Raw genomic sequence first — 24150 nt, forward strand, 5'->3', positions numbered from 1 at the left:
CGAGGAAGTCTACCTCCATGCCTACAGGACGGTGTCCGAGGCTCGCGCTGGCATCGGCCGCTATCTGGCCTTTTACAATAGCCGACGCCCACATTCATCCCTTGACCGGAAGACGCCGGATCAGGCCTACTTCAACGCGCTGGCACCAATGATGGTGGCGGCATAATCGAGGCGGAAATCCACTTAGCCAAACGCCCAAAACTGTTCAGACAAACCGAGCCATCTCTATTATTCTGCCGCAGCCACAGGCTGCGCCTTGGCGCGCCGAGCCTGAGTGGGCTTTTCCGTGCTCTTTAGATAAGCTGGGGCGTCGGCGCTGCGCTCAGCGATAATGGTGATCAGGCGATCAATGGCCTTGGTCTTATCTTTCGTTTCAGTCAGCGATTCCGCGAGGTGGATAGCAAGAAGCGTGTCCTGCATCTGTGCCAACCGCGAAAAAAAGAAATTCAACTGGATCAGGCTTCGGTTATAAAGATAGAAATACCCGCCTCCAATAAACTGGAGGATGAGTCCTGCAAAGGGCACGACGTAGACTGTTATATCACTCTTCTGCGAGGTATAAGCCCACCAGCCTCCACAGATAATCGTTACAAACCCGACGATGACCGCAGTGAGGCTGGCGCGAAAGCTCGACTTCGCTTGGCTCTGATTCATCAGGTAGTATTCAACGAGCTGGGCGAGATTGATCTTGATACCTTTGATGATATCATCATCAGCATCTTTGGGCTTTTCATCATTCTTCGGCGGTTCGAGAGAAAGCGTGCCTCTAGCGCTGGCGGTACCGATTGCCTTGCCGCTGAAGGTACCGCTGTTCCGTCCGATTAACGCGTCTAAGAACCGCTCGCTTCCGTCGTCACGCCTCGTAACTTCCTTAAGGCGCTCCGGCTCCACCAAGCTCACAAAAATTGCGGAAAGACACCATATCGTCACAAATGCTCCAGCTATCACGACGGGAGCGATTTCGAGAGGATTCACCGCTCTGCCGCTGCCTAGCGTGTTGCCTGAAAACCCAACATAAAGGCCAGCAACAGTTATGCCAGCAGATATGACGGTTGTTGCAAGCACCAGACCTCTCGCAAGCTTGTTTCGGCGGAGCACCTCAATGACGACCGCATTCAGAGTTTCAATCGTTTGTTCGAACATCGTTCCTAGCCAACCGAACTACAAAGACGAGCTATATCAATACAACCGTAAATAAAAAGTCCCTCAAGGCCGCAGATTTCGTTCACCCAATTGATACCTCATCGCCAAGCATTCTTATAAAGCAATGGGGAAGGGTTCTCTTTTAACCACTCGTTTTTCGCCTCGCGCTGGAGAACGAAGCGCATGGCTCTTGAAATCGATTCAACCTCCTCTGTCAGGTGAAGTCGCTCCAGTTCATGCAAAAGCGCTAGCGTTGAGATTTTCACAGCACCGCTTGCGAAACTATCGGCTCCCGCTGGTCAGCTCCATTTGCTACTCCATATTGCCGAAAGCCTGTCGTGCGGAAAAGGATAAGATAGTGGTCAACACAACCTTCTTGCTTATGGCACAATACGATGGCGCGGCGATTGTGCCCACAGAAGCGGTCTGCAAAGACTACTTCAGCCATCTGACGCCCACGCAGTTCGTTCGCAAGGTCAATGCGGGAGACATCGACATTGTCTTGACAAGGATCGAGACCAGCCAAAAGGCTGCACTTGGCGTTCATATCGAAGATTTGGCCGATTACATCGACAAACGTAGAGCGTCCGCGCGTAAAGAAAATGATCAGCTTCATGGACGACGTTAGTGTCCAGGTAATTTTCCCAAAACAACCGCTCGTCCATGGCGGATGTTTTGATAATTCATACTCGAATTTCGTCATCCACTCTTGCTGAACTGCGCTGCGGTGCGCAGGGAGTTCATTTCAATCAGCAAAGGTTGAAGTCGGTACCGGCCCATCAGAATCTGGTGTTTTGAAGACAATCTTCCACTCATGGATTGAAGTTCGTCCAACTGCTCTCGAATCTCAATCCACAGCCGCTCGTCCCAAGTGTCTTGATCAATCTCCAAATTTCGAGTTTTGATGGACTTTGTCGCGGCAATTAAGTTTTCCCGAACAAGCTGGGCCAAATCAGCGAGGTCGCCAAACCTTGACGACGGAAAAATAGTGTAAGTTCGGGCTCCTCCGAACACGCGTACGGTCTTATGGTCGCCTGCCAATCCCGGCGTTGGCCGCTCCTCCCATTCCGATGCGCTGAATGAAAAGCTGCCCTCCTGCCCGACGAAGACTAGGAAATTCTCTACCATCTCGTCAAACTGATCATTGGCGTCGGCTTGATCGCGGGAAAGTTGTTCCCGCTCCAAAATCTCGGTCTGCTTTCTAAATAATGCAGTCGAAGCTTTTGTTTCTTCCACCTGCTGCCGCGCAACCTCTAGCTGCTCCCTCATTACATCCTGGGTCTCGTCAAGCTCTTGGCGTTGCGCCGCAAGTTCCTGCGATTGGATGAACACCGTTCCGGCGAGCCACAGAAAGGCAATGGGCGCGAATGCTCCGCCGAGGGTGTCTCCAAGCTCATTAATTTGTCGGCATGCTAGAAATCGATCCCAGAAGCCATGAAACCAGTTTGGAGAAGCGACAGTATTGATCGGGCTGCAAGTTTTGGTCTGAATTGCGAGATAGTAGAAAGTAATTGCGTATCCTACTGTCAGTCCAACGAGTATCCCGGTAACCATGCTCTTGCGCTGCCCGGTTGCCTTTTTTGTCAATCTCGCTGCTCCCTACGAGAGGCTGGCATTCGCGCATCAGCAGTTCGGCGCTTCTTTGTGCCGCGCACTCCCCTTATTATCGGATGACCACTCTTGTCCCATGTTTCAATCGATGACGGCTCAATGTTTCGGTACTTCTGCGTCGCGTCCCACGCCCAATCGAAGGCAACCGTGTCCGAGACAAAAACCCACTTCTTGGAGCCCAACGCTAGAAATGAGTATTTCTCGCCAGCTATATGCAACACGTGAGCATGCCACGCCTTAGTGTTGCCGCCTCTGCTTGGGGGCCTCCCTGGCTCTGACAGATATGCAGCATAGCTACCCACACTTGTCCTATCTAGACGCATAGTTCCAATCTCACCCCGATTCTCACCATTCATATAATAAACGGGCTATTGCGGAAGTTGCAACGAAGGTACGCCGCGAACCACTCGGTCACCAATCCAGCGATGCAGCCGCCTTGGCGATTGCCGCTATCTTTGACAGCACCGACACTGATCATGAGCTTTGGATTACTGATGAGGCAAGCCGGGACGCTCATTCTTTGGCGCTGGTCATCCTGGCTCTCTGCCGGGAATATAGGGCGGGCGACGGATGCGACCCATATGTGGCTTGACGGCACATATCCTGCTGCGGACTATGCAACAAAATAGGTCCGATAGGATTATTGCTGGGATCGGGAAATGCGCCAATGGATAATGTGAAGCGAAATCAACAATTTATAGGTGGATTGCACTCGGAGAAACCCTCTGCGGAACAGACGGTTTTCAGCATCATCATGGCAGTCAGCTTCTGCCATCTCTTGAACGACACCATGCAGTCGCTGATCCCCGCCCTCTATCCGATGATCAAGGACAGCTACGGCCTCGACTTCACCCAGATCGGTCTGCTCGGACTGGTTTTCCAGGTCACCGCATCGCTGCTGCAGCCGCTGATCGGCATCTATACCGACAAGCGCCCTCTGCCCTATTCGCTGTCGATCGGCATGGGCTTCACGCTGATCGGCCTGGTGCTGCTGGCTTACGCGCACGCCTACTGGGTGCTTTTGGTCGGCGCTGGCGTCGTCGGTCTTGGCTCGGCGGTGTTCCACCCGGAATCCTCGCGCGTCGCCCGTCTCGCCTCCGGCGGTCGCCATGGTCTCGCCCAGTCGCTGTTCCAGGTTGGCGGCAATTTCGGCTCGGCCATCGGCCCGCTGCTCGCAGCCTTCATCGTGCTGCCGCATGGCCAGACCAGCGTCGCCTGGTTCTCGGTCGCAGCATTGACCGGCATGATCATTCTCTGGCGCGTCGGTGCATGGTATGCGAACCACCGCCGCACGACTGCCGGCCGCAAGGCACCTTCAAATGTGGTCGCGCTGCCACGCAAGAAGGTGATCATGGCCATTGCAGTGCTCGCCATGCTGGTCTTCTCGAAATACGTCTACATGACCAGCCTTTCGAGCTATTACACCTTCTACATGATCGAGCGCTTCCAGGTCTCGGTGCAGCATGCGCAGATCCTGCTCTTCGTCTTCCTCGGCGCCGTGGCCATCGGCACCGTTGCGGGCGGCCCGATCGTTGACTGGTTCGGCACCAAGTTCGTGATCTGGTTCTCGATCCTCGGCGCCCTGCCTTTTACCCTGGCACTGCCTTACGCCGGCTATACCTGGACGGTGGTCCTGACCTTCGTCATCGGGGTGATCCTCGCCTCCGCCTTCTCGGCCATCGTCGTCTTCGCGCAGGAACTGGTACCCGGCCGCGTCGGCATGATCGCCGGCCTGTTCTTCGGCTTCGCCTTCGGCATCGGCGGCATCGGTGCGGCGGCGCTCGGCATGGTCGCGGACCACAAGGGCATCGTCTTCGTCTATCACCTCTGCTCGTATCTGCCGCTGCTCGGCCTGCTCACCGTCTTCCTGCCCGATATCGGCAAGGGCCGGCGCCACGCACCGGCGAAATGACGCAACCAGCCCGAACCAATCCGCCTGAATCAAAAAGGGCCGAGGCGTGATGCCTCGGCCCTTTTTCTTGCATGGTCCCGGGTTCAGCCAAGAACGGCCGGCCCCTGTCGATTACTTGCGAGCGCCGCCCGGACGACCCTTGTTCTGACCGGTGCCGCCCGAGGTCTTGGCATCGTTGGCCTGGCCGAAATTGGTGCCGCCAAGATGGCCCCCGGCGCTGCTGTTGGCCACATAACGTTCTGTGCGGCGCTGGATTTCGGCTGCATTTGTCTTGCTCATGTGATCTTCCCTTTGATTGCATAGATGACCGCCCCCAGCCCGCGGCCAGATGGCGTAGAATCGATTTTGAGAGAAGAAGTCAGCTTGAGCGCCGCAGGGTATGAAGCGAGGGCGCTAAACAAAGCTCGACCAGCAATTTCGATAGGAAAGCTTTGCGCGCTCAATGTGTTCAAAGCAAGCAATACCTGCCTCACACGCTCGACAGGCACTTGCAGGCAACAAAAAAGGCCGGGGCGAAACCGCACCGACCTTCCTCATCGCATCTCACACCAGTGCCAGTACATCCGTGGTCAAAAGTATCAATGCAATATCAGCAGTCGCGAGGTCCGCTGTTGGGACGCTAACCAGCAAAGCCGATGAACACCATATGGGCGAGCAATGTGTCGAATTCAAGTCCGGATGGAGAGAAACTGTGGAACCGGCAGCCGGAATCTCAGAAATGGCGACCCCTGCAGGAATCGAACCTGCGACAACCTGCTTAGAAGGCAGGTGCTCTATCCAGCTGAGCTAAGGGGCCACGCGCCGATGCGCCTTGGCACATCGGCGAAATCAGTTTTCAAGAACGCGGATCAGTGCGTCCAGGGCTGGGTGCGCGTATAGCGGAAATTATCCGGATACGCCACCGTCTGGCGCTGCGGATCTTTCGGCACCAGCACCCGGTATTCGATGCCGTTGCGCTGCGCATAGGCTTCGGCCAGTTCCTGGGTTTCGAAGGTCAGCTTCACTTGCTGGCGCATGTCGGATGACGACGTATAGCCCATGATCGGATCAATCGTGCGTGGCGTTTCCTGATCGAACTCGAGCACCCAGACGTGGGTCTTTGCCTTGCCGGACTGCATGGCGGTCTTGGCTGGACGATAGATCTTGGCAGACATGGCTGCACGCCTCCGGATTATGGCTTTCGCATTCAAATTCATCTGGCCCCGCTAGCGGCGCCGCGTCATGCACAATCGCACAAACAGATGAATTTTGCTTAGCTGCGAATCCCGTCCTTTTCAAGAGAAAAGCCGCAACCTCGACGCATGGCAGCTCAGGCTTTCGGCGTCACCTGCGCCACCACGTTGGCCGTGTTGCGGCAACGCGCAAACAGGTCGAGCTTCGGATCATAGACCGTCGTCGCCACATCCATCAGGCCAAGGACGCTGTGGAAAAAATTGTCGTGCGACACAGGATCGGAAGCGCTGGCAGCAAGGCAGGCCGTGTCGATACCCGACGCCGCACTGAAATCCTGAGACAGCCAGGCGATGATCGGCGCATGCGTCTGCTCGGCAGGCGCGATGATATAAGGTGCGCCATGCAAATAAAGGCCATTCTCACCCAGCGATTCACCGTGATCGGAGACATAGAGCATCGAGGCCGAGATCGAGCCCTGGCGCTTCTTCAGATTGTCGATGACCTTGGCAACGACATGGTCGGTGAACAGGATGGAATTGTCATAGGCGTTGACGATCTCCTCCGGCTTGCAGGCGCCGAACTCGGCGGTGCGGCAATCCGGCGTAAAGCGGCGGAAATCATCGGGATAGCGCCGGTAATAGGCCGGACCGTGGCTTCCGAGCTGGTGCAGCACCAGCACGCTGTCGCTCTTGACGTGGGCAAGCCAGTCGTCGAGCTTGTCCAGCAGCACCGTGTCCAGGCACTCGCCGTCGGTGCAGAAGCGCGGATCGGCGGCATCCGGCAGGAAGCGGTAGGGAATGCGGTTGGCAACGCCATAGCTGCCCGTATCGTTGTCCCACCATTCGACATCGATCTTGGCATGGCCGAGAATATCCGTGAGGTTGTCGGTCTCCAGCCCCTTGCGGTGGGTATATTCCTTGCGGGGATAGACAGAGTACATGCAGGGCAGCGACACCGCAGTCGCCGTGCCGCAGCTCGTTGCATTCGCGTAGTAGATGACGCCGCGCGCCTTCATCTCAGGATTGGTTTCGCGGGGATAGCCGCCCAGCGAGAAATTCTGCGCCCTGCCCGTCTCGCCGGCAATGATGATCGTCACGCGCGGCTTGCCATTGGCACTCGCGGAGCGCTGATGCGCATCGGTGCCAAGCGGCCGGCGCACGATATTGCGATCCTCCTCGGATGCGAAGACGAAGCGCGCAACACTGCCGATCGGCAGGAACGGGTTGAGCGTCAGCAGGATATCCCGGTGGATACGGCCAACGGACGCATAGGTCTGCGAAAAGCTGAGACCGGCGGCAACGAAGATCGCAAGGCAGGGAACGATCACCGCCATGTTCCACACGAACTTCTTCAAAAACGGCTTGTGGACGACCTGAACCCAGAGAATGAACAGGGAAGGAAGAATGCCCTTGAGGAGAATGTGGAACACGAAGGCTGGCGTGATCAGGTGCGCGGACTCGGCGTGCGTGGTGACGGCCGCGTTGCGAATCATCTCCTTGTCGATGATCACGCCGAACTGGTCGTTGAACCACGACGACACCACGGCGACCATCAGGAAGAAGATCAGCGCAGGCTTGATCAGGTATTTCACCGAAAACGTCGTCAGCGCCGCAATGGTCAGCGCGCAGATGCCAAGCACGAAGCCGACAAAGGCAAGAGGTGCGGAGGAGAGATATTCGAAGGCGCGCATCCAAAATGTCTGGTTTGCAACGCCGAGAATATAGATTGCCGTCACCACCGACAGTGCCACACTGCCCATGCGCGACCGAAAGCCGCTGCGGGCATCCGATAAAACGCTGTCTTTCAATATGCTCTCCACCGTCAAAGCTGGCGCTCCGTGGAGGGCCGCCGCATCAAACAAACAGGGAGATGGCATCCGTTGCTGACAGAAACCTGAAGGTGTCTGCGTACGATCATTGTGAAAAGGTGATTTTAGTTATTGCGGCCCACCAACGAACCGTGTATTGCGCTCCTCGTTGGCACGGAGTGTAGCGCAGTCTGGTAGCGCATCTGGTTTGGGACCAGAGGGTCGGGAGTTCGAATCTCTCCACTCCGACCACCGACATCAAGCTGATTTTGATCAGCAATTCCCAATTCGAGTTCAGCCTGCAAAATCCCATACGTGGGAGCGGACAGGCATGTGCCGCGCTCTGAAAGAGTTGGTCTTTCGTGCCGGAGCTTATCAGCCTCCGGTCATCCGCGGCTGCCACGCTGGACGCGGTCAGGAACATGCAGGTTCGGATATTGGCCGCACCGGGCGACACCGCTCATGGCGCCGGATGAAGCCCCGCCCCCCGGGCGGCGCGCAACACTGGAACGCCAAGGGCATCGCTCAGGCGAGATAATCGACCAGAATATTGACGAACGTGTCGATGTCAGCCTTGCTCGTGCGATGATTGACGATGGCGCAGCGCACGGCGAGTTCGCCATTCACGGTTGTCCAGGACGGTACGGCGACGCCTTGCTCGTGAAGATCGAGCACCAGGTTCCGGGTAAATTCGGCGTCGGCGCCGCGAATACCGAAACAGACGATGTTCAGTGCCACCGGCGCCTTGATCTCGAACCTTGGATCGCAGGCGATCTTATCGGAAAGATAACGCGCAAGTTCGCACGTATGGGCGATCGAGTTGCCCATGCGCTCCGTCCCGAGCGATTCCATGGTCATCCACGTCTTCAGGGCCCGAAAGCCGCGCGACAGGTCGGGTCCGAGATCGCAGGGCCAGGTTTCCCCTGCTGCCAAGCCACGGTCCGAGCGTTGCAGATACGCAGCCGGTTGCGCGAAGGCCCGCTTTTGGGCGGCGCTGTCTCGAACGAGCAGGAAGCCTGCGTCATAGGGTACATGACCCCATTTATGAAAATCGAGCGCGACCGACGCTGACTGTTCGATGCCGGAGAATAGTTCACGCATCGAGGACGAAAGCATGCCGAGAGCACCAATCGCTCCATCGACGTGAAACCAGATTTTCTCTCGCCCAGCGACCGTCGCGATGTCTGCGAGCGGATCGATGGCTCCGGTGTTGACCGTGCCGGCGGTCCCGACGACCAGGAAGGGCAGCAGACCAAGGGCGCGATCCTCGTCGATGGCCGCGCACAAGGCGTCCGGCCGCATTCTCCCGAGAGCATCGACCGCGATTGATCTGAGGTTCGCCGAGCCGATCCCCGACAACTGCATGGCCTGGGCGATGCAGATATGCGCTTCCGATGACGTGTAGGCCACAAGCTGCTGCTCGGCGTTGCGCAATCCGCTCTGGCGAACGGAGGCGCCCAGGGCCTCCGTCTTGGCGATCGTCACCGCCAGGAAGTTCGCCATCGAGGAACCGGTCACGAACAGCCCGCTCGACGACGCGGGATAGCCGAGTGCTTCGCTCATCCATCGGACGATCTGCTTCTCGACCTCGATACCGACATGGTCACGGCCGCCGCAGTTCATGTTCAGACCGGCCGCCACCAATTCGGCGACCATGCCGATCGGCGTGCCAGCACCGTGCACCCACCCCATAAACAGCGGATGCAAATTGCCGGTCGCGTAGGGAAAGATGTGCGCTCGCACATCGTCCAGCACGCAGCCGAGATCACGCGGTTTCGTGGGCAGCGGTTGAGCAAACCGTGCCCTGGTCTCGCCAGGCATCGGGCGCCACACCGGGTTGTCCCTGATGTTCGCAATATGGTCGATCGTATCGTCCAGCATCCGGTGAGCCGCTTCGCGAAACTGCGCCCAATCGGCAGGATCAAGGCTTGTCGGGGTTTGCACACCGCCGGCGCTCGTCAAAGATGGATCTCCCTGCAGCTTCGACATCACGCACCGTCAACCATTCTGGAGACGGCTGCCCACTTGTCGAACACAATGTCGAGACCATCCGCAATCGGCTGCATTGCCTCCGACAGCGATCGTCCGCCCGCCATCCGCGCCGACACGGCGTTGATATCCGACGCCGACGCCGCGACCCGCAGGATCGTTCGATGGCCAAGGTGCACGGCCTGGCCAACATGGCAGACGGGCCCTGTCGCGTTCTCGCGCAAGTCAAGGTGGATTGCCTGCGCCTGCGCCAACGATGCAAAGCCGCCTGCCCCGTTCAGGATCGTCAAAGGCACGATCGCGCGACCGGCAACATGGTCACCCTCGTCATCGGGATGGATCAGCGCAGCTGGAAGATCATCACCCCGGGCCCGCACCAGATCGGCAAAGGCGCGTTTGATTTGCAGCTGCAGCCCCTCGCCGATGTCGGCAAGCGGATCCATCTGCGCCAATGCCGCGATCCATCTCAGGCCGAGGCCTAGATTGAAATGAGATCCGAATTTTAAGCGCGTACGTTCGCGAAGACGTGCCGGCCAATCGTGAAGCGCCGTATAATCGGACAGGCCTGCGGGAATAGTCGGCGATGCCGCGAATTCCTCGGCAAACGATGCTGGAACCAGCAGGGCACCGGAAAACGGCGGGCCGGCCAGAAATTTCGACCCGGTCACGGCCACGAGGAAACCATCGGCAATATCGCGCCGCACAGTATCGCCGCTGCAACGCAACTGGCAGGCATCGACCAGAACCCGCACCCGTCCCGGCGACAAGCTGGCGACATACCGCGCAGCCCGGCGCGACACAGCCGTCAGACCAGTCTTCGACGTGTCGAGAACATGCAGAAGCACATCCCTGTCACGTTTGAGTTCCTGCTCGACCAGAGCAATGACTTCGGCATCGATTTCGCTCTCGTGACGAGGCTGACCCGCGCCATTGCGAATGGGCACCGTCCGGACGTCGATGCGCTGACCGGCGATACCGTCCAGCACAGCATTGGCCACCACCGTCCGCCCGAGCGCCGTCATCTCCGAAAAATGGCATCCGGCGGCGGCCCTGGGGATACCGCTTCCCGTTTCCTCGGGGGCTATGAGAATATTCGTCATCGGCCTCCGCGACAGACCGGCCACCAGGCCGAGCGCAAACAGCTCGATATCCGTACCAGACGCAGCCAGGATGACTTCCGTTCCGCGCGAGCCGAACCGGCGCGCAACACGATCCCGAATGGTCGCGAAGCAGTCGTCGATACTGGTCGACGAATAGGCCCCGTCAACGCCAAACAGCCGCATCAACTCTGCATCAGCAGCCGCAAAACCTGCGGCCGATACGTTGCTTGCCGTTGTCGATGCAAACGAAATCTCGTCGTCGCAGGGTACGGTCCTGGTGCCGTACCGATTGCGTCCGGTGACCGCATCCGGCCAGATGCGACCATCGCCTCCGGCTGCAAGCAGCAGGGACAGCGGGTGTAATGCCGTGGTCGTATCGCCCGCAAGGGCGCGACCATCCGCAACATCGGTGATTATCGTCTGAACAGCGGGCATATCGTCTCCGGACCTGATGCTTGCATGTGCTCCGGGATCACAAGGGTTCCACGATCGAGACTGCGCCTGCCTTGTAGGATATCTGCGCCTCATGGGTGATCAGCGGCGCAAGGTCCGTTGCCCGCTGGCTAAACTCCAGCCCGCACCGATCGACATATGAGCGATCAACACGGTCACCGATGCCGGGGTCGATGATCTTCTCCCCGTCCCAGAGGACGGCATGGCCGGTATCGGGAACTGTCGGCGATACCACCCCAATGATCGCCGGCTTGTCCCAGAGCATGTAGATGCTGCTCAGCAGCACAATGCCGCATGTGTTGGCCACACCGCGCATGATCGAATGGCTCATCGGCCCGCCGGATGGGAAACTCGGCTCGCAGCTTGTGGCGATTTCCTCGATCTCGTCGTAGCTTTTGCCCGTGTACATCGCCAGCACGCAGATCAGGCAGTCATCATCCGTCCGCTGGAAGATCGGCGCCTTGCCTGTATGGGCAACTTTTACACCGGAGGTCGAGTTTGCCCGTGCCACACGCTGCGCCAGCGTATTGTCGAAAGCGGCGAAGAGCGTGCTCATGGCCTTTTTTTTGTAGGGAAATACCGCTTCGGAATCCATCGAGTGAACGATCATCGCCACGTCGGCTTCGAAAAGCAGCAGGCGGCCATCCGACAGCTCAGCGCAATCGATGGCGAAATAGTCCAGGCCAATCCGGCGGTGAAGCGCATCGAACGCGCGCGCGTGGCGGACAGCAAAGTCAGCTTCGAAATTGGCCATCCAGCTGGCCTCTTCCGCGCGTCGCTCGCCGTGCTGCGCCATGCCGGCGCTGAGATAGTGCACCATCCAGTGGTCGGAGATCGCCAGGTGGCTGGCGTAAGGCCTGCCGTTGATCACCGCTATCCGCTGCTTGCGAAACTTGCCGTCTTCGCTGCTGTAATCGATAAACGGCGCGATATAGAATTCGGTTTCGCCGCGCTCGCCAAGATAGGTGGCAAGCGCCTCCGGGGAGATGATCTTCTCCATGCCATGGCCGGCATGCGTGCCGATCGGGCGAACGATCACCGGGAAGGACGCGACGCCGCCGATCGCGTCGATCGCGGTGGTCCCGACCGCAAGCCCTTCAAGCTCTTCGCGCCCAATGCGGGTTGTCTGCGGGGCAAGGATCGAAGGCTCGTGCTTGAAAGCATCGGAGACGCCTTCACGCGATAGGTTGATGATCCGGCGTGGAGCGTTGTTGATGATCGGACCTGACCAATCGGCCAAAAGCCGCTCGAGATTTTCCAGCACGGGCCGGTTCTCGGGAGATTCGCCGACGGCGACAAACGCGACGTCATGCGCAGGCGCGCCGTGCAAATCCCGCGTTTCAGCATCGACATAGTGCAGCAGAATATTCGTATCGGTGCTTTCGAGAAGAAACTCGATCGGCGTGTTGGCCATGAAGTCTCCCGCCGTGACGATGACCAGCACGTTGAGACCTGTACCCTGCCCGTTGCTGATCCGGTAATTCCGGCTGATGTCAAGCGCCGCCGTCTGCGTCGTCACCGCTTCATCTTTCTTGCCGAGCGTATGCAGGATGATCGACAGGTCCATGAAAGCGCCGGCGTTGGCAGGGTCGAGCGACAGGCTCGCCATCAGCCTTTCCCAGGTCGGGGTGATATCTCTCCCCTCGTAGATCGTCCGAACGATCGCGGCCTTGCCAAGGATGGTATCGACGTCGGCAAATTCCGGGACCTGGGCAGCAGCACTTTTCAAAGTCTCAACTCCTTGGAGCCGGCTCGGGACGCAACTGGAGAACCGTCGCGACATCACCGGGATTCGAATATTTGAACCCACTTGTGTGCCGCCTCGCTTGTGTGGGCCTTGCACGCGAAAAGTAGCGCCGGATAGCGCCGACGTCATGCTCGGCGGCGATGGCCCGGATCGGGGTTCGAGCCCCGATCCTCCACCGGCGAGCATCCAGCGTCAGGGGGCACTTGCGACGTGCGTGTTGCCTTTCCGGCATCCCGAAAACACATCGAGCTTCGGATCGTATACCTTGGTGGATACGTCCATCAGGCCAAGCATGCTGTGGAAGAAATTGTCATGCGAGGTTGGCTTGTCAGCCGTTCCGGCAAGGCATGCCATGTCGTAGCCAGCGGATGCCTGCAGGTCATCCGAGAGCCATACCAGGAACGGGACATGGGTCTGCTGTACCGGCGCGACCACATATGGCGTGCCGTGCAGATAGAGCCCGTTCTCGCCGAGAGATTCGCCGTGGTCGGAGAAATAGACGACCGAAGCAGCCATGGTGTTCGACCGTCGTTTCAGCTTGTCGATCACAGTCGACACGAGGTGATCGGTATAGAGGATTGTGTTGTCGTAGGCATTGCGGATCTCTTCGGGCGAGCAGCTGCCGAAATCGTTGGCGCGGCAATCCGGCGTGAAGCGACGAAACGCCTCCGGGTAGCGCGCATAATAGGCCGGGCCGTGACTGCCGAGTTGATGCAGCACCAGCACGCTGTCGCCCTTCACCTTGTCCAGCCAGTCATCGACCTTGTCCGACAGGATTTCATCAAGGCACTCCCCGTCCTTGCAGAAGCGAGGATCGGCCGAATCGGGGAGAAACGCGTATGGCACACGGTCGGTGACGTGGTAGCTGCCGGTATCGTTGTCGAGCCAGGAAACCGACACCTTGGCATGCCCCAGCACATCAAGAACGTTTTCCGTCTCCAGTCCCTTCCGGTGCGTGTAGGCGCTTCGCGGATAGACGGAGAACAGGCAGGGGATCGACACCGCCGTCGCCGTTCCACAGCTGCTCGTCTTGGAGAAGTAGACGATGTTCTGCTTCTTCAGCTCGGGATTGGTCTCGCGCTCATACCCGCCCAGCGAAAAGTCCTGCGCGCGTCCGGTCTCGCCGGCCACCACGATCACCACGCGAGGTTTGTTGGTTGCAACAGTGTTGACGCGACGGGCATCCGTGCCGAGCGGCTGGGCGACCACGTTGGCGTCCTCGCCGGAGGAAATGGCAAACTTGACAGCGCTTGTGATCGGCACGAATGGATTGAGCGTGTCCAGGATATCCTTGTGCGCCCGCCCGACGCCGGCAAACGTCCGGTAATCGCCAAAACCGATCGCCGCGAAAACGGCAGCACAGGCCAGGATCACCACGGTGTTGTGCGCAAGCTTCTGAACAATCGGCCGGTGCCTGATGCGGACCCAGATGATCAGCAGTGATGGCAACGCGCCTGTGAGCAGCAGGTGCAGCGCAAATCGCGGAGTAATCAGATGGCCGGCCTCGGCACCTGTCGAAACCGCGGCGTTGCGGATCATCTCCTTGTCAACGATCACGCCGAACGCGTCGGTGAACCAGGATGCTGCCGAGGCAGCGATCACGAAGAAGATCAGGAACGGCTTGATGATGTACTTCGCCGAAAAAAGGGTGACGACGCCCATGCTTGCGGCGGCGATGCCGATCGCGAAGATCGCAAAGCCGAAGTGATCGACCCCAAAGTATCCGAATGCCTTCGACCAGAAGGTTCGGTTGGTGATGAGCAGAAGATATATCGTCGTCAACAAGCACAGTGTCACGCTGCCGATTTCCGGCCTGAAGACGCGTGATATTCGCGCAAAATTTGTATCGTTCAACTCGAGCGTCTCCATAACAGCCAGCGCGAGACCTCATCTGCGATCAGACGAGGTCCAGGGTATGGCCGACGGATGAGCTTCTTTTCTGACAAGAGCCTGAAACCTGTGTTGCCGTTCGGCATCAGGCCTGGGCTTGTCCACATGCTAGCCCTTGAGGCCGAAATGCCTCTCAAGCCGATCCCAGCTGACATCCATGGCATAGACGGATGAAATGTGGGGAATTGCCACGTGACCGTAGCGTACCGAGAGCTGACGCTCGGCAACGTCTTCGCTGACGCCGGCAATCTGTTGGCTGTAGATGACGGACACCAGGCCGGTCCTGTCGGCACCGCTCTGGCAATGGATGAGAATCGGCTTGGGTGCAGCCTTCATGATCGCAACCAGCTGGTCGGCACGCTCAGGTGAAAGGACCGTGCCTGACGACATCTTGAAATCGATGTGTTCGATGCCGAGCTGCTGGGCGGCCGCAACTTCCCCGTCGTACCATTTTGCGCTCAAGCTCTCGCCGCGCAGATTGATGACCGTCTTGATGCCGTTCGCGCGGACATATCGCTCAAGCCGTGCAGGAGACAATTGTGCTGACCGATAGAGCTGCCCGTCGATGACCGTGTGAAAATTTCCGCTCAGATGCAGATAGCCGATGAACCCACCGAACAAGGCACCGGCACACAGCAAACCCACGGCCAGCAGCCGCAAAGTCTTCTTGCGCGTCTCAACAAAACTCTTCACCGCGAACCTCGACAGTCAAACCACTGAAGCGAGTTTGAATGCAGAGGCTGACGGCCACCTGAAAGCCTGCGATTTTCTCGCAACGGGCCCGGTCGCTGCTGCCCGATGCGCCCGTGCAGAGCGGCCGTTCAATGGTCAGATGCTCGCCTTGAAGGCAGGCGCCGACCGCGGAAGCCTGGTATCCGGCGCCGTCGGCGGCAAGTGACCTGCGCCTGAGGGAACAAAACATTTAATCTTTCGTTTAACTAGCGACCAAACGAGGATTTTCCCATGAAGAAGGCATTGACGCTCGTGACTGCGCTGACGACCGGCAGCATGATTTTCGCGTTGTCGTTCGTGCCTGCCTGCGCTTTCAGCATCATCACTCCGGCAGCAGCTGGCGGTCCTGACAGTCGAGGCGCCGTGACCGCATTTGCCGTCGAGGCAAGTGAGGAACAGGGAGGAGCCGATACCCTTCTTTCCCCGGGCGAAGTTGCTCACATTCGCTGGTGCGCGGAACGCTATCGCTCCTATCATGCGACCGATAACAGCTACGCAACAAGCTCAGGGGCCCGCGTAGATTGCCGTTCGCCGCTTTGAGCGGATACCCCGGCTTGAAGCAGCCGGGGTTTGGTTGGAAGAAACGAATGGTGCGGCCAGACTATTCGCCGCGGCGCGTGCACTCGAACAGAAACCAGGTGCGGCGCTCGGCCTGATCGATCCAGTTTTCGAGCAGGCTTGTCGTCGCATAGTCGTTGTGTTCGGAAGCCAATTCATGCACCTGGCGCATCAGCACAACGAGTTGCTTGTTATCGTCGCGCAGTTCGGCAAGCATGTCCTCAGGCGTCACATAGTTCGCATCATTGTCGAGCAGCCGCTGCAGTCGTCCGATATGGCCGATGGACCGCAAAGTCGTGCCGCCGATCTTGCGGGCGCGCTCGGCAATGTCGTCTGTCATCGCAAAGATCTGCTCACCCTGCTCGTCGAGCATCAGGTGATAGTCGCGGAAATGCGGTCCCGACATGTGCCAATGAAAGTTCTTCGTCTTCAGATACAGTGTAAACACATCGGCCAGCAACGCCGTCAGTGCAGCCGAAATGTCGGTCGTGGCGTTCGATGAAAGATCGGTAGGGGTCGCAAGCGCTGCGCGCTGTGTCTTCGATGGGGAATGATCCGTCATGGTTTTTCTCTCCTTGGGAGTTTTGATGACTTTATCGCGGGCTTCGCAATTGGCGGTTTGAAATCACTGTGCGGTGGTGAACATCCGCAATAGCGGCAGACGCGTCTTGTCGGATCGTGCGGTAATCTCGACAGGCTGAGGAGCATAAGCATCGGCCACATCGAAGCCTGAGACAGCCCGGCCGGGTCGCAAGGCACAGCACCGTTCAGGTTCGTCTGCGACACGTCTTAGAAGATGACGCGATGGGCGTGCGTGAAGATTTCGAAATCGGCACCACGGGCGACAGCGACCATCGTCATCCCGGCCTCGTCGGCGGCGCGAACGGCGTAGGCAGTCGGCGCAGAGATTGCGATAATGATAGGACTGCCGAGCATGCCGGCCTTCTGGATCATCTCTATGGAAAGCCGGCTGGTCACGGTGACGACACCGCTGCTGCCCGCCAGACCCGAGGCGACAACCGCGCCGCAAAGCTTGTCCAGCGCATTGTGCCGGCCCACATCCTCGCGCACCAAGACAAGCCCCTGATCGGGAACGAAGAACCCTGCCCCATGTACCGCACAGGTTATCTGGTTGAGCTGTTGCTGCTCAGAAAGCGCCGCGACAGCGCTGGCGATTTCGCCAGGCGTGATGGTCAGAGTGGAGGACATGACAGGGCGAACCGCACGAACCGCCTGCTCCAGCGATTCGATCCCGCAAAGACCGCACCCGACCGGCCCCATCATATGGCGTCGCCGCGCGCGCAGCTTTTCATCGACGTCTTCGACCAGCGAGAGCTGGACATCGATGCCCATTTCATCACGAACGATCTCGATCGCCTCGATCTGTGAGGCATCGTCGATCAGGCCCTCCGAGAGGCTGAAACCAACGGCAAAATCCACCAGATCGTCCGGCGTCGCCATCATCACGGCATGGGAGCTGCCACCATAGGAAAAAGCGATGGCAACTTCCTCTGCAACGCTGCGGCTTTGCCGGACAGCAACGCCACCGCGAAATGCGATCGTCTCTACCGGCGCGTGGGTTGCTCTGCTATCGGCGAAAATGACGTTCACTTTGCTCTTCCCCGAACCAACCAGCACCACCGGATTCCAATGCTGTTCGAATCCATCATAGAACCATACCAGCGCATCTGTCCTCGTCATAAAGCGATTGCGAATACGCTGCCACCGCCTACCTGCCGCCGGCGAGGCGCAACGTCACAGCTGTCCAACTCGTCGCCTCTGTAGCGCTTCGCGCCAATAAGCCCGGACACAAAACGCCAGGTCTCATCGACCTGGCGTCAGAAAACAGCGAACGCTTCGTTCAAGCGGCGGTGGACTGCCGCTTCGGCAGCTTCCAGCCCGGACGGACGAAGTGGCACGTATAGCCGTTCGGGATCCGCTCCAGATAATCCTGGTGCTCCGGCTCCGCCTCCCAGAAATCGCTGACCGGGGCAAGTTCGGTCACCACCTTGCCGGGCCACAGACCGGATGCATCAACATCGGCGATCGTGTCCTCGGCGACGCGCTTCTGCTCGTCGTTGACGTAGAAGATCGCCGAGCGATAGCTCGCGCCGCGATCATTGCCCTGGCGATCCGGTGTCGAAGGATCGTGGATCTGGAAGAAGAACTCCAGAATGTCGCGGTAGCTGGTCTTCGCAGGATCGAAGACGATCTCGATCGCCTCGGCATGATTTCCGTGATTGCGATAGGTCGCATGGGCAACCTCGCCGCCGGTATACCCCACACGCGTCGTCTCGACGCCGGGGAGCCGCCGGATAAGATCCTGCATCCCCCAGAAGCAGCCACCTGCAAGCACTGCGCGTTCAATGGTCATCGAATATCTCCATTCCCATACGTTTCGTCATAACTGGCAGAGTTGCGATCGGGCGACATCACCCGGGTTCCTGCAGCCCTGTGTGAGTTACCTCAAGACAGCCTCACGCCGTGCCCTATAGATAGGAGGCGGCCATGGCTTTTGCCAGCCTGTCCTGCCGAGGTGCGGTTTTCCACACGCCCAGGCGCGCCCAGGCGCGCCCAGGCGACGAGCCAGCCGACCGATGCGTTGCAGACACCACGCTCGGCGCACCGACACGGTTTGACGTCGATCCCATCTCGGTGACATTGAGCCATCGCTTATGAACAACGGCAGGCAACCAATTGATTTTACTTTCACGACGGTTGCGGCTAGGGAGGCATCCAGTGGTTGCGCAGGAACAGGCGCGGTAACGCTACGGAATGTTGCTTCACGCAACGGCAACTGTGCTCGCGCCGCCTGATCGCCAGACCACACAACACTCAAAGCGAGACAGACATGGCCGACGAACCAATCGTGAAAGACAGCAACGGCGCCCAGCTCAACGACGGCGATTCCGTGACGCTCATCAAGGATCTGAAGGTGAAGGGCACCTCGGAGACCATCAAGCGCGGCACCCTGGTGAAGAACATCCGCCTCAACGGAAATCCCGGCGAGGTCGAGTGCAACACCAAGCAGGTCAAGGGCCTGGTGCTGAAGACCGAATTCGTCAAGAAGGCGTAGGTCGAAACAGCGACTGTCTCCGCCGCCGCAATCCGCCTTTGATACAGATCAATGTGCCGGCTTCCGGCAGCTGTATGGTCCGTTCATGAGCTTCTTGCACGTCGCTCATAGCCGTACGACTTGGCTCGTCCTGGCGCAAACCGCCGGACGAGCCTTTTTTCATGCAATCCTGAAAGTAATCGGGGAGTAGCGCCTGCGTGTCCGCTGCCTACTTGTACTTGGTGATCGTCGGGCTGACCACGGTATCGCCGGTACTGATCCCGAGCTTTGCCGCCGCGCCAGCATTCAGCTCGATCACGTACTTCACCTCACCGACGGAATCGATGATATCCCGCGAGTAAGGCACGGCGTCATGCTTGATGCCACGCACAGTGCCCGCCCGATCGACGAACAGCATATCCAGCGGCAGGACGGTGTTCTCCATCCACATCTGCACGCGCTTCGACGCGCCGAAGTCGAAGATCATGCCGGCATCGGCAGCCATCTCCTTGCGATACATCAGCCCGCGCTGACGCTGCTCATTGGTATCGGCAATCTCGACGGTGAAGTTGATGCGCCTGCCGGCAGCCGTCTGAACGATCATCGGCTCCTTGTCGAACTTGACAGTGCTCTGCGCCAGCGCCGGCACTGCCAGCATGAAAAAAAGCGCCACAAAGGCGCTTCTGATCGTATGAGAGACAATCGGCATCAGTGTGCCCGGCTCACTGGGCTTGGCGCATCGGGATGAATTTCCGCAGCCATCAATCCCTTGTCGCCATCGCCGAAGCGAACCAGGACGACCTGTCCGGGGCGCAGTTCGGTCAGGCCGAAGCGGCGCAGCGTTTCCATGTGTACGAAAATATCTTCCGTGCCCTCGCCGCGTGTCAGGAAACCGAAGCCCTTGGTGCGGTTGAACCACTTGACCAGAGCCCGCTCCAGCCCGCTCGTCGCCGTGACCTGCACATGTGTGCGCACCGGCGGCAGCTGCGATGGATGAACCGCTGTAGACTGGTCCATGGAGAGGATTTTGAATGCCTGGTAGCCGCGATCACGGCGCTGGATCAGCGCAACGATACGCGTTCCTTCCAGAATGGTCTGGAACCCGTCGCGGCGCAGACATGTCACGTGCAGCAGCACGTCCTGCATGCCATTGTCAGGAATGATGAAGCCGAAGCCCTTGGCAACATCGAACCATTTGACGACACCCGTAATTTCAATGAGGTCAACCGCATCACCCGCGAGTTGATCGAGGTCAGTGAATTCCGTCGATGAAATCCTGTCAGCCATTTCGCCAGCCCCTCAATACGCGTCACACAGTTACGGTTAACTGATTCTTGAGATCAAGATTAACATGTTGGTAACGGATTAGCGCAAGCCCTACTTTTCGTTTATTCGCAGCTGTCAATCTTATCCCATAGTCTTGCCCGGGGCTGACGTTCCACCACATAACAGGCGCACCAGCATTTAGAGAGGAAACAGAATGCGTTATCTCCACACCATGGTCCGCGTAAAAGACCTTGATGCATCCCTGCACTTTTACGCCACGCTTTTCGGCCTCGAGGAAACCCGGCGTATCGACAACGAAAAGGGCCGCTTCACGCTCGTCTTCCTGGCCGCCCCTGAAGACAAGGCCGATGCAACGGCCAAGGGCGCGCCGTGCCTCGAACTCACCTACAACTGGGACCCTGAAGACTATACCGGCGGACGCAACTTCGGCCACCTGGCCTACGAGGTCGATGATATCTACGTCACCTGCCAGAAACTGATGGACAACGGCGTCATCATCAACCGTCCGCCACGCGACGGCCACATGGCGTTCGTCCGCTCGCCGGACGGCATCTCGATCGAGATTCTGCAGAAGGGCGGCGGCCTTCCTGCCGCCGAGCCGTGGGCCTCGATGGGCAATACCGGCGCCTGGTAAGCCGAGGCTTTTGCGAGGCTTGCCGCTTTGGCGATTTCGGGCCACTGCGCCCGGATCGCCCTTGCCGCATCCGATAGCGGCGGGCAATCATCAGGATGACTCGGGGTGGATCGTGGTTTTCTCACGCCCCTCACCTTCATTTTGGAGATTGCTCGCTTGTTCGCTGTTGAAAAGCGCACCCCTTTCGGGGCGGCACTTCTGATCGCCACCTCGGCGCTGATGCTGACCGGCTGCGTGTCCGACAAGACCGCCGTCGATGCCCTTGCCTCAGCCGCCCCCGCAGAGCCTGCCGTTGCCGCGCAACAGCAGGCAGCCGCCACGCCGGCCACGACCGCTTACCGCGATCCGATGGTGGCAAACGTATCAGGCGCACAGCAAGCCAACACGGCGCAGGCGACTGCGCAGCCGATGACTGCGGGTTCCGCGGCCACAGCGCCCGCAAATATCGGTGGCCTTGCGCTGCAGCAGACTGGCATCAACGCCCAGGCGATGAGTATCTTCGCCGTCAAGCCGAAGCTCCAGAACAATCCGACATCCACGACCCTGCAACCTTCCGCCGGCGTCAGCGCGACACGATCGAGCGTCTATTCGAGCCAGCTGCCGGTCGATCCGGCGCCGCAGGACCAGGTGATTCTGCCGCAGCAATCCTCCGAAAATACCGGCACGACGCCGGATCCAACGCAGACCGCATCATTGGCAACAGGCGCACTACCCGGCCAGACCATGAACGCGCTCTACAGTGCTCCGAAGCAGAACCTTCTCACCAGCCTCTCGGGCCTGCTGCAAAAAGCCTCCCTGCCGGGTATGACGCGGATTGCCCCGAACGGCCTGCACCTGCAGAACGACAAGGTCGAGGTCGGCTGTTTCAAGCCCAACCTTCTGAACGTCATCAAGACCGTCGAGACCCATTTCGGCAAGCCTGTGCTCGTCACCTCCGGCTATCGTGATCCGGAACACAACCGGATGGTCGGCGGTGCGGAGGAATCGATGCACAAGAGCTGCGACGCGGCGGATATAAAGATCGACGGCGTCTCGAAATGGGATATCGCCAGCTATATCAGGTCCCTGCCCGACCGCGGTGGCGTCGGCACCTACTGCCATACCGATTCCGTCCACCTCGATACCGGCAGGAACCGGGACTGGAACTGGGGCTGCGGCGGCAAGCCGTCAGCCACCACCTTGGCACGCGCGCTGTAACACCCGTTGCAGGCAGCAACACCGTCCGAACCGATGCCTGCAGGGCATGCGAGCAATTGCGCCTAGCCATTTGATTCAAGAGCGCTAATGGCGCTTATCCACACCCCGGACTTTCCTGTCATTTTTTTGAAAAAAATCAGCTTTGCGGCTTGCGGGACTCGGCATGCCTGACTATAAGGGCGCCACCACGAAGGAAGCGCCCTTCGTCTATCGGTTAGGACACCAGATTTTCATTCTGGGAAGAGGGGTTCGACTCCCCTAGGGCGTACCACTTCTCTTCGTTATATCAATGACATCTCTGCAGATTATGAACCCAGGCCACTCAGCCTGGCTCGAATGCGTTTGCGGGTGATTGCGATCCGGCCATATGTCCGCGGTCAGACGCCACTGATCAGTTCGATTTTCGACCCATCGCTAAACCGCGAGAACCTGAACGCCGCGGGATCGACGATCGGCGCCCTGCCCGTGACAATATCAGCCATCAACCGCCCGGCCGCCGGTCCGATGCCGAAGCCGTGGCCGGAAAACCCGGTGGCGATATGAAAGCCGGGAATCGCTTCGACAGCCGATATGACCGGAACCGCATCCGGCGTGACGTCGATATATCCTGCCCAACGCTGCGCGATCTCGGCCTTTGCAAACACCGGAAAGGCAGCCTTCAGATCCGCCATCGCCTTGTCCTGCCCCTTCTTGGACGGGACCGGATCGAGCACCCTGTCATACTCGAAGGGGCTCGCCTCATCGAGCGGCCAGTGACGAGACATCCGCGCCTCTTCAAGGAAGCGCCCGCCGAGCCGAAACGACAGCGACTTCCATTCGCAGCGTAGCGCAGGCAGAAAATCCCTGGCATGGCGGAACGACGCCGGCACGATATCGACGATGTTGTCATAGCCGGACGCCACCGTATAGCCGCCGTCCTGGCGCTTGCGGATGGCAAAATCCCTGGCCCAGATCGTCTCCTCCGGCCCACCCGCCAGCGGCTTGGTCCTGATGACGCTGTTCATCACCTTGAGTTGCGGCAGATCGATACCGAAGCGCCCTGAAAACAGGCTGGACCAGGCGCCGCCAGCCAGCACCACGGCCTGGCAGGCGATGGACCCACGCTCCGTCACCACCCCACTGATAGCGCCACCGGACAGTTCGATGCCACGCACGGCGCATTCGGTGAGAATGGTGGCACCCTTGTCGCGCGCAGCCTCGGCCATCGCCGGGGCGACGCGCTGCGGCTCCGCGCGACCATCCGCCGCCGCATGGAGCGCACCGGCCATAGTGAGATTGGAGCCAGGAAAGAGATCGCTGAATTCGCGCGCGCTGAGCATCCGCGTATCGATCTGATACCCCTGCAGGTTCGAGCGCCACCGGTCGTGATCGGCCAGTTCCTTCTCGTCCGCACAGGTAAAGATGATACCCGCGCGCCTGAAACCGGTGTCCCGACCCGTCCGTGCATCGAGACCGTCCCACATCCGCAGCGACTCGGCCATCAGCGGCACCTCGCGCGGATCGCGCATCGAGATCCGCACCCAGCCCCAGTTGCGGCTCGACTGCTCCTGCCCGATACCACCCTTCTCGCACAGCACCACCCGCAATCCGCGCTCGGCAAGTTCGAGCGCCGTTGCACAGCCGATGATGCCGCCGCCGATCACCACCACATCGCACGTCTTCGGCAGGTCTTCATCGCCATGGACGGGAACGACATAGGGACCGGGCATGCGGGTATCTTTCCTGAACGGCGATTTCACTCGCTCAACGGTTTACCGCCGGCCGCATGCCTTAGGAACAGAAAATCCGCGCAGGACGCGAATAATTGTGGAGATACCCGCGATGAGCAGAAGCCGGCAAGCGGTAAAGACCCGACATGCATC

Annotated in this window: 25 protein-coding genes and 3 tRNA genes; 10 read left to right on the forward strand and 18 right to left on the reverse strand. The window is 59.1% G+C overall.

The genetic code is table 11. The features are described from left to right. On the forward strand, positions 1 to 166 hold a 166-nt coding region (locus GVL52_RS17355), incomplete at its 5' end, for an integrase core domain-containing protein (RefSeq protein WP_160009360.1). A 62-nt stretch (positions 167 to 228) separates the two neighbouring features. Here GVL52_RS17355 and GVL52_RS17360 read toward each other — a convergent pair. Further along, complete coding sequence (locus tag GVL52_RS17360) at positions 229 to 1143, reverse strand: hypothetical protein (RefSeq protein ID WP_160009362.1); 915 nt, start codon at positions 1141 to 1143, stop codon at positions 229 to 231. Positions 1144 to 1525: 382 nt separating this feature from the next. Here GVL52_RS17360 and GVL52_RS17365 point away from each other — a divergent pair, with 382 nt between their 5' ends. Beyond that, complete coding sequence (locus GVL52_RS17365; protein ID WP_160009724.1) at positions 1526 to 1771, forward strand: pyocin activator PrtN family protein; 246 nt, start codon at positions 1526 to 1528, stop codon at positions 1769 to 1771. A 71-nt stretch (positions 1772 to 1842) separates the two neighbouring features. On the opposite strand, the gene GVL52_RS17370 is transcribed toward GVL52_RS17365, so the two are convergent. Then, a complete protein-coding gene (locus GVL52_RS17370) occupies positions 1843 to 2730 on the reverse strand; it encodes a hypothetical protein (protein ID WP_160009364.1) in 888 nt (295 codons plus the stop codon). A 778-nt stretch (positions 2731 to 3508) separates the two neighbouring features. Between GVL52_RS17370 and GVL52_RS17375 the strand changes: the two genes are divergently transcribed. Continuing rightward, positions 3509 to 4666 carry an MFS transporter gene (locus GVL52_RS17375; protein WP_244619216.1) on the forward strand — a complete coding sequence of 386 codons (1158 nt, stop codon included), beginning with the start codon at positions 3509 to 3511 and terminating at the stop codon, positions 4664 to 4666. A 111-nt stretch (positions 4667 to 4777) separates the two neighbouring features. On the opposite strand, the gene GVL52_RS30420 is transcribed toward GVL52_RS17375, so the two are convergent. The 4 genes from GVL52_RS30420 to GVL52_RS17390 form a co-directional block, all read right to left on the reverse strand. Continuing rightward, on the reverse strand, positions 4778 to 4945 hold the full coding sequence (locus GVL52_RS30420; RefSeq protein ID WP_200847847.1) for a hypothetical protein: 168 nt from the start codon (positions 4943 to 4945) through the stop codon (positions 4778 to 4780). Between the two features lie 440 nt (positions 4946 to 5385). After that, a tRNA-Arg gene (locus tag GVL52_RS17380) sits at positions 5386 to 5462 on the reverse strand. 52 nt (positions 5463 to 5514) lie between these two features. Then, positions 5515 to 5820 carry an ETC complex I subunit gene (locus GVL52_RS17385; RefSeq protein ID WP_160009366.1) on the reverse strand — a complete coding sequence of 102 codons (306 nt, stop codon included), beginning with the start codon at positions 5818 to 5820 and terminating at the stop codon, positions 5515 to 5517. Positions 5821 to 5975: 155 nt separating this feature from the next. Continuing rightward, positions 5976 to 7598, reverse strand: a complete 1623-nt coding sequence (locus GVL52_RS17390) for a phosphoethanolamine transferase (protein WP_200847850.1) — start codon at positions 7596 to 7598, stop codon at positions 5976 to 5978. A gap of 223 nt (positions 7599 to 7821) precedes the next feature. Between GVL52_RS17390 and GVL52_RS17395 the strand changes: the two genes are divergently transcribed. Continuing rightward, positions 7822 to 7898 (forward strand) — tRNA-Pro (locus GVL52_RS17395). Between the two features lie 273 nt (positions 7899 to 8171). Here the strand turns inward: GVL52_RS17395 and GVL52_RS17400 are convergent. The 6 genes from GVL52_RS17400 to GVL52_RS17425 all read right to left on the reverse strand — a co-directional run bounded on the left by GVL52_RS17400 (position 8172) and on the right by GVL52_RS17425 (position 15747). Beyond that, a complete protein-coding gene (locus tag GVL52_RS17400; protein WP_244619217.1) occupies positions 8172 to 9527 on the reverse strand; it encodes an aminotransferase class V-fold PLP-dependent enzyme in 1356 nt (451 codons plus the stop codon). A 107-nt stretch (positions 9528 to 9634) separates the two neighbouring features. Further along, entirely contained in the window at positions 9635 to 11170 is a 1536-nt protein-coding gene (locus GVL52_RS17405; protein WP_160009372.1) for a hypothetical protein, read from the reverse strand. Positions 11171 to 11207: 37 nt separating this feature from the next. Then, a complete protein-coding gene (locus GVL52_RS17410; protein ID WP_244619218.1) occupies positions 11208 to 12917 on the reverse strand; it encodes a RimK family alpha-L-glutamate ligase in 1710 nt (569 codons plus the stop codon). Positions 12918 to 13127: 210 nt separating this feature from the next. Further along, the gene (locus GVL52_RS17415; RefSeq protein WP_244619219.1) at positions 13128 to 14789 is read right to left on the reverse strand and encodes a phosphoethanolamine transferase; all 1662 of its coding nucleotides are present in this window, start codon (positions 14787 to 14789) and stop codon (positions 13128 to 13130) included. 144 nt (positions 14790 to 14933) lie between these two features. After that, on the reverse strand, positions 14934 to 15518 hold the full coding sequence (locus GVL52_RS17420) for a dual specificity protein phosphatase family protein (RefSeq protein WP_244619220.1): 585 nt from the start codon (positions 15516 to 15518) through the stop codon (positions 14934 to 14936). Beyond that, entirely contained in the window at positions 15502 to 15747 is a 246-nt protein-coding gene (locus GVL52_RS17425; protein ID WP_160009376.1) for a hypothetical protein, read from the reverse strand. Before GVL52_RS17425 ends, GVL52_RS17420 begins: the two co-directional genes overlap by 17 nt. Before the next feature lie 41 nt (positions 15748 to 15788). On the opposite strand from GVL52_RS17425, the gene GVL52_RS17430 reads away from it, so the two are divergent. Then, positions 15789 to 16097 (forward strand): BA14K family protein, encoded by a 309-nt coding sequence (locus GVL52_RS17430; RefSeq protein ID WP_160009378.1) that lies wholly within the window; start codon positions 15789 to 15791, stop codon positions 16095 to 16097. Positions 16098 to 16158: 61 nt separating this feature from the next. On the opposite strand, the gene GVL52_RS17435 is transcribed toward GVL52_RS17430, so the two are convergent. The 3 genes from GVL52_RS17435 to msrA form a co-directional block, all read right to left on the reverse strand. Continuing rightward, positions 16159 to 16677 (reverse strand): Dps family protein, encoded by a 519-nt coding sequence (locus GVL52_RS17435; protein WP_160009380.1) that lies wholly within the window; start codon positions 16675 to 16677, stop codon positions 16159 to 16161. A gap of 227 nt (positions 16678 to 16904) precedes the next feature. Next, the gene (fdhD, locus tag GVL52_RS17440; RefSeq protein ID WP_244619221.1) at positions 16905 to 17726 is read right to left on the reverse strand and encodes a formate dehydrogenase accessory sulfurtransferase FdhD; all 822 of its coding nucleotides are present in this window, start codon (positions 17724 to 17726) and stop codon (positions 16905 to 16907) included. 250 nt (positions 17727 to 17976) lie between these two features. Beyond that, entirely contained in the window at positions 17977 to 18489 is a 513-nt protein-coding gene (gene msrA / locus GVL52_RS17445; RefSeq protein ID WP_160009384.1) for a peptide-methionine (S)-S-oxide reductase MsrA, read from the reverse strand. Positions 18490 to 18623: 134 nt separating this feature from the next. Between msrA and GVL52_RS17450 the strand changes: the two genes are divergently transcribed. Together GVL52_RS17450 and GVL52_RS17455 are read left to right on the forward strand one after the other, a co-directional pair. Then, on the forward strand, positions 18624 to 18794 hold the full coding sequence (locus tag GVL52_RS17450) for a hypothetical protein (RefSeq protein ID WP_160009386.1): 171 nt from the start codon (positions 18624 to 18626) through the stop codon (positions 18792 to 18794). A gap of 172 nt (positions 18795 to 18966) precedes the next feature. Continuing rightward, on the forward strand, positions 18967 to 19191 hold the full coding sequence (locus GVL52_RS17455; protein WP_160009388.1) for an alkylphosphonate utilization protein: 225 nt from the start codon (positions 18967 to 18969) through the stop codon (positions 19189 to 19191). Positions 19192 to 19399: 208 nt separating this feature from the next. Here the strand turns inward: GVL52_RS17455 and GVL52_RS17460 are convergent, their stop codons facing one another. After that, entirely contained in the window at positions 19400 to 19879 is a 480-nt protein-coding gene (locus GVL52_RS17460; protein WP_160009390.1) for a DUF192 domain-containing protein, read from the reverse strand. Next, positions 19879 to 20457 carry a cold-shock protein gene (locus GVL52_RS17465; protein WP_160009392.1) on the reverse strand — a complete coding sequence of 193 codons (579 nt, stop codon included), beginning with the start codon at positions 20455 to 20457 and terminating at the stop codon, positions 19879 to 19881. The genes GVL52_RS17460 and GVL52_RS17465 overlap by 1 nt, the downstream gene beginning before the upstream one ends. Before the next feature lie 193 nt (positions 20458 to 20650). Here GVL52_RS17465 and GVL52_RS17470 point away from each other — a divergent pair, with 193 nt between their 5' ends. The 3 genes from GVL52_RS17470 to GVL52_RS17480 all read left to right on the forward strand — a co-directional run bounded on the left by GVL52_RS17470 (position 20651) and on the right by GVL52_RS17480 (position 22559). Continuing rightward, on the forward strand, positions 20651 to 21091 hold the full coding sequence (locus GVL52_RS17470; protein ID WP_160009394.1) for a VOC family protein: 441 nt from the start codon (positions 20651 to 20653) through the stop codon (positions 21089 to 21091). A 156-nt stretch (positions 21092 to 21247) separates the two neighbouring features. After that, entirely contained in the window at positions 21248 to 22288 is a 1041-nt protein-coding gene (locus GVL52_RS17475) for a D-Ala-D-Ala carboxypeptidase family metallohydrolase (protein WP_160009396.1), read from the forward strand. 196 nt (positions 22289 to 22484) lie between these two features. After that, a tRNA-Glu gene (locus GVL52_RS17480) sits at positions 22485 to 22559 on the forward strand. 106 nt (positions 22560 to 22665) lie between these two features. On the opposite strand, the gene GVL52_RS17485 is transcribed toward GVL52_RS17480, so the two are convergent. Then, a complete protein-coding gene (locus GVL52_RS17485) occupies positions 22666 to 23997 on the reverse strand; it encodes an FAD-binding oxidoreductase (protein ID WP_160009398.1) in 1332 nt (443 codons plus the stop codon). Positions 23998 to 24150 lie beyond the last annotated feature (153 nt).

Origin of the sequence: Rhizobium sp. 18055, assembly GCF_902706285.1 — a bacterium.
In the GTDB taxonomy this organism is placed as follows: Bacteria; Pseudomonadota; Alphaproteobacteria; order Rhizobiales; family Rhizobiaceae; genus Rhizobium.